Origin of the sequence: Micromonospora sagamiensis (genome assembly GCF_014680085.1) — a bacterium.
GTDB classification, from domain to species: domain Bacteria; phylum Actinomycetota; class Actinomycetes; order Mycobacteriales; family Micromonosporaceae; genus Micromonospora; species Micromonospora inyonensis.
Map to the genome: position 1 here is coordinate 3,187,613 of NZ_AP023438.1, position 13,626 is coordinate 3,201,238.

The 13,626-nt window shown below is 72.6% G+C and carries 15 protein-coding genes; 9 read left to right on the forward strand and 6 right to left on the reverse strand.

Features of this window, described 5'->3' with window-relative positions; genetic code table 11:
• Positions 1 to 5 precede the first annotated feature (5 nt).
• From IGA62_RS13895 to IGA62_RS13910, 4 genes are all read right to left on the reverse strand, one after another.
• The gene (locus IGA62_RS13895) at positions 6 to 989 is read right to left on the reverse strand and encodes a serine/threonine-protein kinase (protein WP_145821040.1); all 984 of its coding nucleotides are present in this window, start codon (positions 987 to 989) and stop codon (positions 6 to 8) included.
• Positions 986 to 1,738 carry an NUDIX hydrolase gene (locus tag IGA62_RS13900; protein ID WP_145821038.1) on the reverse strand — a complete coding sequence of 251 codons (753 nt, stop codon included), beginning with the start codon at positions 1,736 to 1,738 and terminating at the stop codon, positions 986 to 988. Before IGA62_RS13900 ends, IGA62_RS13895 begins: the two co-directional genes overlap by 4 nt.
• A 137-nt stretch (positions 1,739 to 1,875) precedes the next feature.
• Positions 1,876 to 2,946, reverse strand: a complete 1,071-nt coding sequence (locus tag IGA62_RS13905) for a MaoC/PaaZ C-terminal domain-containing protein (RefSeq protein ID WP_145822239.1) — start codon at positions 2,944 to 2,946, stop codon at positions 1,876 to 1,878.
• Positions 2,946 to 4,325 (reverse strand): 3-oxoacyl-ACP reductase, encoded by a 1,380-nt coding sequence (locus tag IGA62_RS13910; protein ID WP_145821036.1) that lies wholly within the window; start codon positions 4,323 to 4,325, stop codon positions 2,946 to 2,948. Before IGA62_RS13910 ends, IGA62_RS13905 begins: the two co-directional genes overlap by 1 nt.
• A gap of 55 nt (positions 4,326 to 4,380) precedes the next feature.
• Here IGA62_RS13910 and IGA62_RS13915 point away from each other — a divergent pair, with 55 nt between their 5' ends.
• The 5 genes from IGA62_RS13915 to IGA62_RS13935 all read left to right on the forward strand — a co-directional run bounded on the left by IGA62_RS13915 (position 4,381) and on the right by IGA62_RS13935 (position 8,904).
• Positions 4,381 to 5,673: an acetyl-CoA C-acetyltransferase gene (locus IGA62_RS13915; protein WP_145821034.1), complete on the forward strand. Its 1,293-nt coding sequence runs from the start codon at positions 4,381 to 4,383 to the stop codon at positions 5,671 to 5,673.
• Positions 5,674 to 5,882: 209 nt separating this feature from the next.
• Entirely contained in the window at positions 5,883 to 6,728 is an 846-nt protein-coding gene (locus IGA62_RS13920) for a TNT domain-containing protein (RefSeq protein ID WP_145821032.1), read from the forward strand.
• A 62-nt stretch (positions 6,729 to 6,790) separates the two neighbouring features.
• Positions 6,791 to 7,042, forward strand: a complete 252-nt coding sequence (locus tag IGA62_RS13925) for a hypothetical protein (RefSeq protein WP_145821030.1) — start codon at positions 6,791 to 6,793, stop codon at positions 7,040 to 7,042.
• 129 nt (positions 7,043 to 7,171) lie between these two features.
• Positions 7,172 to 7,690 carry a SigE family RNA polymerase sigma factor gene (locus tag IGA62_RS13930; protein WP_145821027.1) on the forward strand — a complete coding sequence of 173 codons (519 nt, stop codon included), beginning with the start codon at positions 7,172 to 7,174 and terminating at the stop codon, positions 7,688 to 7,690.
• Positions 7,687 to 8,904: a hypothetical protein gene (locus IGA62_RS13935; RefSeq protein ID WP_145821025.1), complete on the forward strand. Its 1,218-nt coding sequence runs from the start codon at positions 7,687 to 7,689 to the stop codon at positions 8,902 to 8,904. The genes IGA62_RS13930 and IGA62_RS13935 overlap by 4 nt, the downstream gene beginning before the upstream one ends.
• Positions 8,905 to 8,954: 50 nt before the next feature.
• On the opposite strand, the gene IGA62_RS30955 is transcribed toward IGA62_RS13935, so the two are convergent.
• On the reverse strand, positions 8,955 to 9,437 hold the full coding sequence (locus IGA62_RS30955; protein ID WP_377464580.1) for a hypothetical protein: 483 nt from the start codon (positions 9,435 to 9,437) through the stop codon (positions 8,955 to 8,957).
• A 425-nt stretch (positions 9,438 to 9,862) separates the two neighbouring features.
• On the opposite strand from IGA62_RS30955, the gene IGA62_RS13945 reads away from it, so the two are divergent.
• The 3 genes from IGA62_RS13945 (at position 9,863) to IGA62_RS13955 (ending at position 11,350) form a co-directional block, all read left to right on the forward strand.
• Positions 9,863 to 10,396: a UTRA domain-containing protein gene (locus IGA62_RS13945; RefSeq protein WP_145821023.1), complete on the forward strand. Its 534-nt coding sequence runs from the start codon at positions 9,863 to 9,865 to the stop codon at positions 10,394 to 10,396.
• A gap of 50 nt (positions 10,397 to 10,446) precedes the next feature.
• Positions 10,447 to 11,127 (forward strand): GntR family transcriptional regulator, encoded by a 681-nt coding sequence (locus IGA62_RS13950; protein ID WP_377464709.1) that lies wholly within the window; start codon positions 10,447 to 10,449, stop codon positions 11,125 to 11,127.
• 73 nt (positions 11,128 to 11,200) lie between these two features.
• Entirely contained in the window at positions 11,201 to 11,350 is a 150-nt protein-coding gene (locus IGA62_RS13955) for a hypothetical protein (protein WP_186500075.1), read from the forward strand.
• Positions 11,351 to 11,522: 172 nt separating this feature from the next.
• Here IGA62_RS13955 and IGA62_RS13960 read toward each other — a convergent pair whose 3' ends face one another.
• The gene (locus tag IGA62_RS13960) at positions 11,523 to 12,479 is read right to left on the reverse strand and encodes an AraC family transcriptional regulator (RefSeq protein WP_145821019.1); all 957 of its coding nucleotides are present in this window, start codon (positions 12,477 to 12,479) and stop codon (positions 11,523 to 11,525) included.
• Positions 12,480 to 12,623: 144 nt separating this feature from the next.
• On the opposite strand from IGA62_RS13960, the gene IGA62_RS13965 reads away from it, so the two are divergent.
• The gene (locus tag IGA62_RS13965; RefSeq protein WP_145821017.1) at positions 12,624 to 13,517 is read left to right on the forward strand and encodes an NAD(P)H-binding protein; all 894 of its coding nucleotides are present in this window, start codon (positions 12,624 to 12,626) and stop codon (positions 13,515 to 13,517) included.
• Positions 13,518 to 13,626 lie beyond the last annotated feature (109 nt).

Sequence of the window (13,626 nt, forward strand, 5' to 3'; positions counted from 1 at the left end):
CCTCCCTAGGGGTTGAGGGTGAAGGGTCGGAAGGTGCGCGGCCCGTAGAGCCGTTCCAGCACCTCGTCGAGTTCGCCGAGCAGTCGCCAGGCGTCGTCGGGCCGGGCCCGCAGGAACCGGTGCCGGCAGCCCTCGGCGAAGGCGAGCAGTTCACGGGGGGCACGGCCCCCCATCAGCCAGGTCATGCAGCGGGCAGCCATGGCGATGTCGGTGCCCGGCCCACCGGGCTGCCTCGTGGTGACCTCCTGCGGGTACCAGTCCTCGTAGCCGGGCACGAGCGCCGGGACGGCGGTGTCCGGCTCCGCCGAGAAGCACCAGTCGACCAGCACCACGCCGTGCGCGTCCGGCTCGATCAACACGTGCCGGGGGAGCACCGCGCCGTGCACCACGCCGGCCCGGTGGGCCAGGCCGAGGGCGACCAGCAGCCGCCGCCACATCCAGGCCGCGTCCCGGCCGTCCAGCCCGTCCGGGTACGCCCGGCGCACCTCGTCCAGGCTGTGCAGCCCGGGTACGGTGGCCAGCACGTTGACCCGCCGCTCCGCGCCGGTGGCCGCGTCCCGGTGCCGGAACGAGTCGACCAGCCGGGGCACGTACGGCAGGTGGCGCGGGTCGCCCCGCTCCTCGATGGTGCGCAGGGCGTGTGCCTCGCGGGCCATCAGGTCGTTGTCGCCGGGTTGGCGGGGCAGCTTGAGCAGCCGGTCCGCCCCGACGTCGTACAGGTCGGCCAGGTCACCGGGATACGCCAGTCGGCCGAGCCGGTAGTCGCCGAGCAGGATCCCCGAGCCGTGGGTGGTCGCCCGCCAGCGGGTGGTGACCCGGACGAAGGCGTCGGTGGCGGCGGTGCGTACCCGGTCGTCGGCCCGGCCGAGCCGGTCGGGGTGCAGGGCGGCGACCAGCTCGCGGTACCGGTGGGCCGGCGCGTCGGTGCCGAACAGGTCGGTGTCGGTGCGCGCCGCCGCGACCAGGCGGATGGCCTCCTCCGTCCTCACCGGACCTCCTCCTCCCGGTCGGGGCGCAGCAGCGCCGGGTGGAGCAGCCGGGCGTCGCCGGCCCGGTAGAGCTTCGCGCGCGGGCCACCCCGGGCCCCGCCCCGCTCGGTGGTGGCGCCGGTGCTCTCCACGAAGCCCGGCACGGAGAGCACCTTGCGGTGGAAGTTGCCGGCGTGCAGCGGGTGCCCCCAGACCGTCTCGTAGACGCCGCGCAGCTCGCTGATGGTGAACTCGGGTTCGAGGAAGCGGGTCGCCAGTGGGGTGTACTCCAGCTTGGCGCGGGCCCGCTCCAGCCCCTCCTCGACGATCCGGGCGTGGTCGAAGGCGAGCTGCCGGTTACCGAGCGCGTCCACCGGCAGCCAGGCCGCGTCCGCGGCGTCGCTGGCGGCGACCGGGTCGGGCAGGTCGGGGGCGAAGGCCAGGTGGGCGACGGAGACGATCCGCATCCGGGGGTCCCGGCCCGGGTCGCCGTAGCTGCCGAGCTGTTCGAGGTGCACGCGGTGCATGCGGTCGTCGCCGAGCCCGGTCTCCTCGGCCAGTTCCCGGCGCGCGCCGGTGGCCAGGTCCTCGTCCGGCTGGACGAAGCCGCCGGGCAGCGCCCAGTGCCCCGCGAACGGCGGCTGACCGCGCCGGACCAGCAGCAGGTGCAGTGCACCCTCGCGGATGGTCAGCGCGACCACGTCCACGGTCACCGCGACCGACGGGTACGCCGACGGGTCGTACCCGGCCAGGAACTCCTGCTCGTCCACCCTGTTCCTCTCAATAAGAGAACAACTCAATCTGAGAACAACCTAGCGCGTCCGAAAGCCCTCGTCCACCCCCGGAGTGGACCGGCGTCAGGTGACGCGGCCCACTCCGATCCCCGGACCCGCCACCACCAGGGAGATCAGGTGATCCGGCCGGTCAGGTGCGGGCGGCCGGTACGGGCGTCGTGCAGGGCGAAACCGCCGTCGGACCCGGTGCTGAAGGTGACCGTCGAGGGAAGCGGGATCGGCAGCTTGAACGCCACGTCCACGGTGTACGCCCCCGGCAGGCGGGGCGCCAGCGCGGCCAGGCAGCGGGCCTTGCTCCACATGCCGTGCGCGATCGGGCGCGGAAAGCCGAGCAGCCGCGCGCCGATCCGCGAGGTGTGGATCGGGTTGTGGTCGCCGGAGACCCGGGCGTAGTCCCGGCCCACCCGCGGACCGACCCGCCACAGCGCCGGCCCGGTCGGAGCCGGGGCCCACTCGCCCTGCTTCTTCCGGTCGCCGGTCGCCGACCGCTCCCGGCCGAGGTACGTCGACACGCCCCGCCAGACCTCCGCCCCGTCGACCGAGGCGACCAGCACCACGTCGAGCTGCCGGCCGCGCGGGTGCGGACGCAGGTTCTCCGCGTACGTGGTGAAGTCGAGGGTCTCGCCTGCGTCGACCGGACGGCGGACGGTGATCCGGTTGCCCACGTGCACCACACCGGCCAGCGGGATCGGGAAGTCCGGATCGCTGATCAGGCGCAACGCCAGCGGGAACCCCATGATGTGCGGGTACGTGCCGGGCAACTCGTCGGTCAGCCGGAACCCGCAGACCCGGTCGTAGTCCGCCAGGTGCGCCCGGTCCACGGTGACGCCCCGGACGGCCAGCGCGGTGTCCGGCAGGTCACCGGAGCGCCGGCCGCCCATCCCGGGCAGCGCGCCGAGCACCGCCCGCCGGTACAGCGGCCCGGAGGCCGGCATCCGGGGCAGCTCCACCGGGGCCCGTCCGGCCGTCCGGGCGGCGTGTGCCGACAGGTCCTGGGTGGCGTACGCGGACAGGTCGTGGGTCTCCGCGACGCTGATGTCGTGCCCGTCCCCGGCGTCCTCGTTCCCGGCGGCCCCGTCCCTGGCGGCGCGGACGGCGGCCAGGTCACGGGGGGAGATGGCCTCGGTGGGCCCGTCGATCAGCTCGTGGACGGTGAGGTCGTCCGGTTCCTCGCGCCGCGCCATCACGCCCCCAGCAGGCTCTGGCCGCAGACCCGGACCACGTTGCCGGTGACCGCGCCGGAGGCGGGCCAGGCCAGCCAGCCGATGGTCTCCGCCACGTCCACCGGCAGGCCGCCCTGGGACATGCTGTTCATCCGGCGGCCCGCCTCCCGCACCACCACCGGGATCCGGGCGGTCAACCGGGTCTCGATGAAGCCGGGGGCCACCGCGTTGACGCTGATCCCCCGATCGGCCAGCGTCGGCGCGAGCGAGTCGACCAGTCCGATCACGCCGGCCTTGCTGGTGGCGTAGTTGGTCTGACCCCGGTTGCCGGCGATCCCGGCGATCGAGGAGACCGAGACGATCCGGCCGCCGCGCGGGATCAGCTCCCGCTCCAGCAGGACGTCGTTGATGCGCTCCTGGCTGGACAGGTTCACGTCGATCACCTGGTCCCACCGGTCGGCGTTCATCCGGGCGATGGTCTTGTCCCGGGTGATGCCGGCGTTGTGCACCACCACGTCCACCCGGCCGTGGCGGGCGGCGAGGTGGTCGGCGAGCCGGGTGGCGGCGTTCGGCGCGGTCAGGTCGAGCTGCACGGCACTGCCGCCGATCTCGTTGGCCACCGCGGCCAGCTCGTCCCCGGCCTCCGGGATGTCCAGCACGACCACCTGCGCGCCGTCGCGGGCCAGCACCCGGGCCAGCGCCGCGCCGATGCCCCGGGCCGCCCCGGTGACCAGGACGACTTGCCCGTCCAGCGGGCGGGCCCAGTCGGCCGGCACGGTGGCCGGGCCGGTGCCGATCCGGACGACCTGCCCGGAGACGTACGCCGAGCGGCCGGAAAGCAGGAACCGCAGGGTCGCCTCCAGGCTGGTCTCCGTGCCGGCGTCCCCGTCGGGGGTGACGTACACCAGTTGGGCGGTGACGCCCCGGCCGAACTCCTTGCCGATGCTGCGGGTCAGCCCCTCGCACGCCCGCTGGGCGGTCGCCTCGCGCGGGGTGGCGCACCGCTCGGGTGGGGTGCCGAGCACCACCACCCGCCCGCTGGCGTGCAGCGACCGGGCGTACGGGTGGAAGAAGTCGTAGAGCTGCCGTAGGCCGGTCGAGTCGGTGATGCCGGTGGCGTCGTACACCAGGGCACCGAAGCGGGTGTCGGCGGACGCGGCGGCCGGGTCGCCCCCGGCGGCCGGATCGTCGGTGGCCAGCTCGACCCCGGCGGCGCGGAGGATCCGGCCGACCGGTTCGGCGAGTCGGCCCCCGGTCGCGGCACCGAGCAGGGCGGGGCCGGGCAGCAGCGGGTCGCCGGGGCGGTGTCGGCGCAGGCGGGGCGGATCGGGCAGCCCGAGGCGCTTGACCAGCGCGCGACCGGCCCCCGATTGGACGAAGCTCGCGTACCTGTCGGTCATAGGCGTAGCCTACTGGTGAGTAGGGTTGGGGCAAGTGTTTCGAGGAGGCGGGATCGTGCAGAGCATCCGACGGGTCGCGGTGATCGGCGGGAACCGGATCCCCTTCGCCCGGTCCAACTCGCGGTACGCCGACGCGTCCAACGCCGACATGCTCGGCGCGGCGCTCGACGGGCTGGTCGCCCGGTTCGGCCTGGCCGGGCAGCGGCTCGGCGAGGTGGTCGCCGGGGCGGTGCTCAAGCACTCCCGGGACTTCAACCTCACCCGCGAGGTGGTGCTCGGCTCGAAGCTCGACCCGCACACCCCCGCGTACGACATCCAGCAGGCGTGCGGCACCGGGCTGGAGGCCGCCATCCTGGTCGCCAACAAGATCGCCCTCGGGCAGATCGACGTCGGTGTGGCCGGGGGCGTGGACACCACCTCCGACGCCCCGCTCGCCGTCAACGAGGAGATGCGGCGCACCCTGCTCCGGCTCAACTCCGCCCGCACCCTCGGTCAGCGGCTGAGGATCGCCGCGAAGCTCCGCCCGCACCAGCCCTTCAGGCCGGAGATCCCGCGTAACGCGGAACCGCGTACCGGGCTGTCGATGGGCGAGCACGCCGCCCGTACGGCCCTGCGCTGGGCGGTCGACCGGCAGTCCCAGGACGAGTTGGCGCTCCGCTCGCACCAGCGGCTCGCCGCCGCGTACGACCGGGGGTTCTTCGACGACCTGGTCACGCCGTACCTGGGGCTGACCCGCGACCAGAACCTCCGCCCGGACACCACCCTGGAGAAACTCGGCGGCCTGAAGCCGGTCTTCGGCACGAAGGGCCCGGACGGCGGGCTGGCCACCATGACCGCCGGCAACTCCTCCCCGCTCACCGACGGCGCGTCCGCCGTGCTGCTGGCCAGCGAGGAGTGGGCGCGCGAGCGGAGCCTGCCGGTGCTCGCCTGGTTCACCTGGTCCCAGACGGCGGCGGTGGACTTCGTGCACGGCGACGAGGGGCTGCTGATGGCCCCCGCGTACGCGGTGCCCCGGATGCTCGCCCGCGCCGGGCTGACGTTGCAGGACTTCGACTACTACGAGATCCACGAGGCCTTCGCCTCGCAGGTGCTGGCCACGCTCGCCGCCTGGGAGTCGCCGGAGTTCTGCAAGGAACGCCTCGGTCTGGACGCGCCGCTCGGCACGATCGACCGGGAGAAGCTCAACGTCAACGGCTCGTCGCTGGCGGCCGGGCACCCGTTCGCCGCGACCGGCGGCCGGATCGTCGCCACGCTGGCGAAACTGCTCGCCGAGAAGGGCAGCGGACGCGGGCTGATCTCGATCTGCGCGGCCGGCGGCCAGGGCGTCACCGCGATCCTGGAGCGCTGACCGGCGCTCTCGAAGCGCGGGGTGCGGCACCCGCTCCTGGTTGGTAGCAGGGGACCCTTGTTACTCATTTCCGCACTGCAAGGTGCCCCTGCAACCAACCCGGGCGGAGGAATTCCCCCCTTTAGGGCATGAAAGCTCTAAAACCCGGCAAGAATTACCAAACCTTCCGACGATGAGATCACCTGATCCGTCGTCCTCGGGAGGTTCCCATGCCGGTCGACCGTCGACTCCTTGCGCTGCTGGCCGGCGTCGCCCTCGTCCTGCTACCGCTGCCCGCCCAGCCGGCGGCTGCCGGCATCGAGCAGGCGTCCCCCGCGTTCGCCGCCCGGCCCGCCCCCGACGACGACCGCCGTCCGGATTCTCCGGCCGGCCAGCGCGACGACCCGCAGCCGGCGCGGCGTGACGGCCAGCCGCCGGCCGTGCCGTCCGGCTCACCGTGCCGACCGGGTACGCCCCCGAACGCGCCGCCCACCACCACCCACTACGAGGACAACCAGCTCCTCGGCCCGGCCCGGCCACCGAAGGCCCACCCGGTCGGGCCGCTGCTCGCGGGTTACCAGCGTTTCGGCGCGCTCACCGCGCAGGAGTTCCTCGACCAGTACGCCAACGCGGCGCAGGACGCCTACGTCTACCCGCCGGCCGGCGGCTTCGTCATCGCCCCGGACGGCCGTCCGATCAAGGCCGCGCAGACCCTCCTCCCCGGATACCGGCTGGACCGGTTCGGCTTTCCCGGCGGCGCCTACCTCGCCCCCCTCGGCACGCCGTTCAGCTCCCGGTCAATTCCACCGTCCAACCTGAACACCCCGGCGAACGCGCCGCTGGCCAACTACCACGTGTACTGCGTGCTCAAGCCGTTCACCGTCGACTCCGGACCGATCGCCCCCTGGTTCGCCCAGCCGGGCATGGGCACCCAGTACAAACTGGAGCGCCGGCACCTGCCCGAGGCCGGTCCGCAGCTCAGCATCACCTGGCTGATCGAGCACGGGTACCTGGTGGAGGAGAACGTGACCGCCGCGCCGCGAGCCCAGTGCGCCGCCGGCGCCTCCGCCTGCTGACCGGCGGTACGGTCACCCTGGCGCGCGACTGCGGTCGCCCGCCTGACGACGGGAGGCACCGGGTGGACCGGCGCGAGCTGCGCAACATCCTGCTGCACACCGGGCTCTCCCCGGAGGCCTTCGAGCTGGAGGACGTCCACGAACACGTGCCGCTCCCGCCCGACTTCTGGTTCCTGCGCGGGTCATCCGGCGGCCGGTGGGAGATCGGCCTCTACGAACGCGGCGTGTACGACGTCCGCGAGATCCACGACACCGAGGATGCCGCCTGCCGCGCCCTCCACCATGCCCTGACCGGCCGCCCCGCCCCGTCGTGAGACCGGTCCGCCCTCCGGATCGTGGTGGCGAACGGCCCTCCCGGGGGCCATTCGCCACCACGATCGAGGCAACCCCGGGGACCGGAGCGTCCGTCCCCTGGACATGACGGCTGATACGGGCTCCGCGCGGTGAAGCGCGCGGACGAAGAGGAGTACCGGCAGTTCGTGGCCGCCCGATTGGAGCCGCTGCGCCGGACGGCGTACCTGCTCTGCCGGGACTGGCACACCGCAGACGATCTGGTGTCGATCACCATTGGCAAGCTCTACCGGCACTGGCGACGGGTTCGCGCGGCGGAGAACGTCGACGCGTACGTGCGTGGCGTGCTGACCCACGCCTGGCTGGACGAGCGGCGGCGGCCGTGGCGACGCGAGCGGAGCGTCGACGAACTCCCCGACCGGGCGGACCTGAACTCGTCCGAGCCCACGCTCGCGGACCGGGAGATGCTGCTCGACCTGCTCGGGCAACTGCCGGCGCGGCGTCGGGCGGTGATCGTCCTGCGCTTCTACTGCGACCTGTCGGTGGAGGAGACCGCCGGAATCCTCGGCATCAGCACCGGCACGGTCAAGAGCCAGGCCGCGCGCGGCCTCGACGCACTGCGCGCCCTTGCCACCAATTCGTCGGGACGACCCAGTGAGGAGTGGGCATGAGCTACCGAGAGGCAATCGACGAGGCGATCGGCGACTCGCCGGTCTCCACCATCGACGTGGATCGGATCATCGTGCGGCAGCGGCGGGCCGGCAAACTGCGGATCTGGGGGGCCAGCGGGGCCGGAGCGGCGGCCGTCCTAGCGGTGACCCTCGCGGTGGCGCTGGTGCCGGGATCGACGACGTCGACCGTCCGTCCGGCGACCAGCACCACGGCTGGTAGCGCGGCGGAGCTGCAACGCCTGGAGGATGCCGTCGACACGGCCCTGAAGCGTGTGGCTCCCGACATCACCTTTCTTCCGAAGCGCCAGCCGGGCAACCAGAGCCCCAACCCGACCAGCCACTTCTCGACCCAGCGCGAAATCGAGGTCGACGGTGTTCGCGGGACCTTGACCGTCGAGGTGGCCCGGTGGGTGCTGAGCCGGCTCACCTGCGGATCGCCACCGCTCGGCTCCCACGAGTGCCGGCGGACGACCGCTCCGGACGGTGCCATGATCGTGGCCAGCGAAGACGCCCGATCGACCGGGAACCAGTCGCGTCCGTCCCGCAGCGTGAGCGTCCTGCGGAACGACGGGGTCATGGTCGCCGCCTACCTGACCGGCGACGACGCACAGCGGCGGCTCCCGTTGACGGCAGAGCAACTGACCGCCGTCGCGAACGATCCCGCTCTGAAATCCGACCTGTTGCCGCGCGGCTCGGAATCGACGCCGCCATCGAACCCCTCCCCCGACACGGCCCAGCAGGAACGGATCGACAGGGCGGTCCTCGCCACGCTCCGTGCGCAGGTGCCCGGCGTCGGGGCGCTGAGCGCCGACGGACGCGCCGCCGACCTGGAGTCGCAGTGGACCGGTGACACCGCCGAGAACACCGTCGACCAGTACCGTGGCCAAGCGCAGATCACCGTCGGCGGGGTCCCGGGGCTCCTCGCCGTCCGGATCGCCCGGGTGGTCTCCTTCCCGGGCTGCGGCAAGCCGAGTACGTCCCAGCGTTGCGTGGAGAGCAAGGGACCGGGCGGTGAACGGGTCCGCGTCATCAGCGAACCCACCCGGCAGGCCCCGGACATCTCCGCCGAGCGGCACGTTTCGGTGCTGCGCGAGGACGGCATCTTGGTCGAGGTGTCGCACACCAGCAGCCGGCCGGACCGGACGTTCGCCCTGACCGAGCAGCAGCAGAAGGCCATCGCCCTGGACCCCGCGCTCACCCTCACCACGAGGTAGCCGCGCTGCGGCCGACCGTGGCGGTGTCCTCGCCACCACGGTCGGCCGGATCAAAGTCGGCGGGGAAGCCAGCTCAGGAACCGGGTCCGCAGGCCCGCCGCGGGCAGATCGGGGCGTTCCGCGAGAGCGTCCATCATGTACGAGGCGAGCAGCACCGCCAGGGCGATCCGGTTGCCGGCGTACGCGGCGAACCAGGCGAAGGCCGGCGGCCGGGCCACCGCTGCGCCGAGCCGGAGCAGCCAGGCGTGGGTGAGCAGCGGAGCCGTCCGGTACCGGCCCCGGCGGTGCGGAAACCACCGACTGCGCCAGCCGGCCGGCCGGGTCGGTGGCGGATCGTCCGGCAACACCGGTCGACCCAGGTCGACCAGGCGGTTCGCCGCCGCGTTCGCCGGCCGGCAGGGCGCGGGTTCGAGGCAGGCCGCGCAGAGGCCGTTCTCCGGATCGGGTACGTGGTTGGCGAGCACCGTGCGCGCGGCCTGCGCGTCCGTCTCGTCGCGGTCCGACAGTCGGTGGACCGACCGGTAGACACCCATGGGAAGCCCTCCTGCCTTGGACAGGGGCGGGCGCACGGCCGGCGCGGGCGACCGCGGGGGAAGTGCGGTCGGTGCGTGCGCTGCCGCTGCCGTACGCCCGCCCCCGGTGGGGCCGGTGCGCGCGCTGTCGGGGGTCAGCGCGGGCGCCGGCCGGGGACGGGGAGCGGCACGCCGGACGCGTCGCTGTCACCACCGGGTGGTAGACAGGAGGGGAGTCGATCCCCGGGCGTGGTCCAGCGTGGCTGCTCCCTTCGACTTGCCGGGCCGGGATGGGTACGAGGCCGCCAAACCACAGCACCCGTCCCGGCCCACTTACGTGCGGTAACCTTACTGCGTATCGCATAAGGCATCAAGGATCGGCGTTGGTGTTGCCGCTGGGCGACCTACTCTGATCCGGGGCGACGGACGCGAGTGGGAGATTGGCGATGGTCGACAAGGGTTGGCTGAGTGTCTCGGTGCCCTACGTGACGCCAGGGGGATCCGATTCCTGGAAAGCGGAGGCGGCAACCGCCGGGGGCGTGGGAAGCCAACGGCTGGTGGAGGTCGCCGAGGTGGTGGCACCCGCCGAGGTGGCCGCCGCTCTCGACATCGAGCCCGGCGGGACGGTCGTGGTGCGCCGTAGGCTGATGCTGCTCGACGACCGGCCCGTCGAGTTGACCGACTCGTACTACCCGCTTGCCATCGCCCGCGGCACGGCACTCGCCGAGCCGCGCAAGATCCGCGGTGGGGCGGTGACCCTGTTGGCGGAGCTGGGCTACCGGCCGTGCCACACCGTCGAGGACGTCTACGCTCGCGAACCCACGGACGCGGAGCGGAAGGCGCTCGCCCTCGATGGCCATCGCTGGGTGTTGGGGCTCACCCGCCTGCTCACCTCCGGAGGCGGGCTGCCGGTGGAGCTGAGCGTCATGACCATGGTGGCTGAAGGCCGCCGGCTGCGGTACGAGATGTCGATCGACTGAGGGGACGAACAGTGGCTACCAGAGGTGACGGTCGTCCCCGGCACGAGCAGATCGCGGCCGAGATCAGGGCGGCGATCATGGCCGGCGACCTGTCCCCGGGTACGCAACTACCGTCCATTCCCACCCTGGTCAACCGGTACTCGGCGGCCACGGCAACCGTTCAGCGTGCCCTCGCCGCACTCAAGGACGAGGGCTATCTGGTCAGCGCAGTCGGCAAGGGCGTCTACGTGCGTGAGCGCGAGCCGCTGGTGGTTGAGGCGGCCGCCTACTTGAACCCCACGCGGAGTCGGTACTCCTACCGGCTGCTCGGCGTGACCGAGGTGGTTGCCCCGCCCGAGGTCGGCCGGGCACTTCAGCTCGCCGATGGGGAGCGGGTCCTCGTTCGACACCGGTTGGCGCTGTATGGCACCGATCCCGTCGAGCTGTCCTGGTCGTACTACCCGATGTCGATCGCGGCCGGCACCGAGCTGACGCAGCAACGGCGGATCGTCGGCGGGGCACCGAGGGTCCTGTCTGACGCGGGGCTGCCAATGGCCATGTTCACCGACCGTGTCTCGGCGCGCATGCCCACGCCCGAGGAAGCGGAGCTGCTGGCGCTCCCACCCAACGTTCCGATCATTCGGCAGTTCCGTGTGGTGGCCTCCCGAGACGACCGCCCGGTCGAGGCGTCGGTTCTGGTCAAGGGCGGCCACCTGCACGAGCTGCACTACTGCCAGCAGGTGAGCGACTAGTGCCTCGTCGCGCAGCCTTGAACGGGTAATCCGGGCGGCGGATCTTGGAGTTGATCGCGAACCCGGATTTCGGTTGGCCGATTTGCCACTGCCGCAGGTTGTGCCGCCGCCCGGCCGGCAGGTCGAGGACGCCACGCCGGTCGCCGACGAGGTGCACGAGGTGCTCGGCGCGGCTCGCCCGACCCGGCACCGACTGGGTATCCGAGGCTTCGTGGCTGCCTGAGGTGTAATCCGCTCGGCGTGTCGTAGATCTGAGCTGCCACAGCCGTGTGCGATAACAGATGTCCGCTCACCCGCCGTCACGCGTTGACCTCCAACACGCACACCCGCAGTCACCGGCCGAGCGCAGTTCTCAGAACCGACCGGTAACCCGGTCGACGTTCCAAGACGAGGCACTAGACCGGGCGCGTTCGCCGTACCGCTCCGGGTGGTGAGCCCACGACGCGCTTGAACGCCCGCGCGAACGCCGCCTCGGACCGGTAGCCGAAGCGGCTCGCGAGTTCGGCCACGGTGGCACCCTCGTCCCGGAGCGCCGTGGCGGCCAGGTGCATCCGCCAGCGGGTCACGTAGCTCATCGCCGGCTCGCCGACCAGCTCGGTGAAGCGGGCGGCGAAGGCGGAGCGCGACATCGGGACCTGGTCGGCGAGCGAGGCGACCGTCCACTCCCGGCCGGGCTCGCGGTGGACGAGGGAGATCGCGCGTCCGATCAGCGGATCCTGGAGCGCGCCGAGCCAGCCGGACCGCGCCGCCGGGTCGCTCTCCAGCCAGGCCCGCAGCGCCTGTACGACGAGCACGTCGGAGAGGCGGGTGATCACGGTTTCGCCGCCGGGGCGCAGGCCGTCGGCTTCCAGCTCCATCAGCCGCAGGGTGGAGCGCAGCCATTCGAGCCGGGTCGGGCTGGACGCCGGGTCGACGGTGAGGATCTGCGGCAGCAGGGCGAGCAGCCGGCCGGCGGCCGGGTGGTCGAAGCGTACGGCGCCGCAGACCATGTCGACGCGCTCGCCGCCGCCTCCGTGGCGCAGGATCTCGTACCGTTCGCCGAGCTGTTCGCGCTCCAGGGCGAAGATGCTCGGCGTGGCTGCGTCGGGCTCGCTGCGCAGCCGGTGGCCCTGGCCGTGCGGGACGAGCGCCAGCTCGCTCGCGGCGAGGCGTCGCGGCTGTGCCCCGGGCGCTTCGAGCCAGCAGCTGCCCCGCGTGATGACGTGGAACCACAGGTAACCCTCGTACGGCGGCAGTTCCAACCCGAACGGGGTGGTGAACTCCGACCGGCAGTAGAACGCACCGCGTACCTCGAGGAGGTGCAGCGCCTCGCCGAGTGGATCGCTCGTCGACGGCCAGGGGTCGGTGGACATAGGGCGAGTATGGCAGGCGCGGTACTCGTCGTCCTGGGCTGCTGGACGAATGAGCATGCAAGCCGGACCGTGAGTCATAGTCAGTCCCAGTTCGCGGGACGAAGCTGGACGTACGAACATCGCATCCAGCCAGGGGGACCTGACATGATCACCGTGATGGGAGCCACCGGGAACACCGGTCGCAAGATCATCAAGCTGCTGCTCGCAGCCGGCGAGGAGGTGCTCGCGCTCGGCCGCTCGCCGGAGAAGCTCGCCGGACTGGCCGCACTCGGGGCCAGGACCGCCGTCGGCGACGTCCGCGACGCCCGCCATCTGACGAGCGCCTTCGCCGGAGCCGACGCGGTCTACACGCTCACCGCGTTCGACCCGACCCTGCCCGACTACCACGCCGACCAGGACCGGCGTGGGGAGGCGATCGTCGCGGCGGTCCGGGAGAGCGGGGTACGCCACGTGGTCGCACTCAGCTCGATCGGCGCCGAGTTGCCGGGCGGCAACGGCTTCATCGCCAGCCTGCACCGGCAGGAGCGGCGGTTGCGGGCGCTCGATGGTGTCGACGTCATGCTGCTGCGTCCCGGGGCCTTCTTCGAGGGTTTCCACGCGGCGCTCGAGACGATCCGTCACGAGGGCGTGGTCGCCGACTCGGTTGCGCCCGACGCGAAGGTGCCGATGGTCGCGACCGCCGACATCGCGAAGGTCGCCGCCGGGGCGCTGCGCGAGCGGAACTGGCGCGGCGTCGTCGTCCGCGAACTGCTCGGCCCGCGAGACCGCACGTACGCCGAGGTGACGGCGGCGCTCGGGGCGGCGATCGGCCGGCCGGACCTCGGGTACGTCCAGATGCCCGACGAGGACCTGGTGGCGGTCCTCACCGGGCACGCCGGGTTCTCGCCCGACTTCGCCGGGCTGTTCGTCGAGTTCAACCGGGCGCTGAGCGACGGCCGGCTGCACTCGCTGGAGGGGCGGAACGCGAGCAACACGACCCCGACCGAGTTCGAGGAGTTCGCCGTCGAGCTGGCACACGCCTACCCGGCGGCAGTGTGACGTGACGGTCCGGCGGGAGGTCGGCGCCCGGTCCACGGACCGGGTGTCGGCCCGGCCGCCTCGGTGTGGAACCGATGAGCGGCCGGGCCGACTGCCGATGTCCGATCCG

What these genes read in the sequence shown, in the direction of transcription:
- IGA62_RS13905 (WP_145822239.1), bottom strand. Translation starts at nt 2,946, where the DNA reads ATGGCGCGGCGCGAGGAACCGGACGACCTCACCGTCCACGAGCTGATC.
- IGA62_RS13910 (WP_145821036.1), bottom strand. Translation starts at nt 4,325, where the DNA reads ATGACCGACAGGTACGCGAGCTTCGTCCAATCGGGGGCCGGTCGCGCG.
- IGA62_RS13920 (WP_145821032.1), top strand. Translation starts at nt 5,883, where the DNA reads ATGCCGGTCGACCGTCGACTCCTTGCGCTGCTGGCCGGCGTCGCCCTC.
- IGA62_RS13935 (WP_145821025.1), top strand. Translation starts at nt 7,687, where the DNA reads ATGAGCTACCGAGAGGCAATCGACGAGGCGATCGGCGACTCGCCGGTC.
- IGA62_RS30955 (WP_377464580.1), bottom strand. Translation starts at nt 9,437, where the DNA reads ATGGGTGTCTACCGGTCGGTCCACCGACTGTCGGACCGCGACGAGACG.
- IGA62_RS13945 (WP_145821023.1), top strand. Translation starts at nt 9,863, where the DNA reads ATGGTCGACAAGGGTTGGCTGAGTGTCTCGGTGCCCTACGTGACGCCA.
- IGA62_RS13960 (WP_145821019.1), bottom strand. Translation starts at nt 12,479, where the DNA reads ATGTCCACCGACCCCTGGCCGTCGACGAGCGATCCACTCGGCGAGGCG.
- IGA62_RS13965 (WP_145821017.1), top strand. Translation starts at nt 12,624, where the DNA reads ATGATCACCGTGATGGGAGCCACCGGGAACACCGGTCGCAAGATCATC.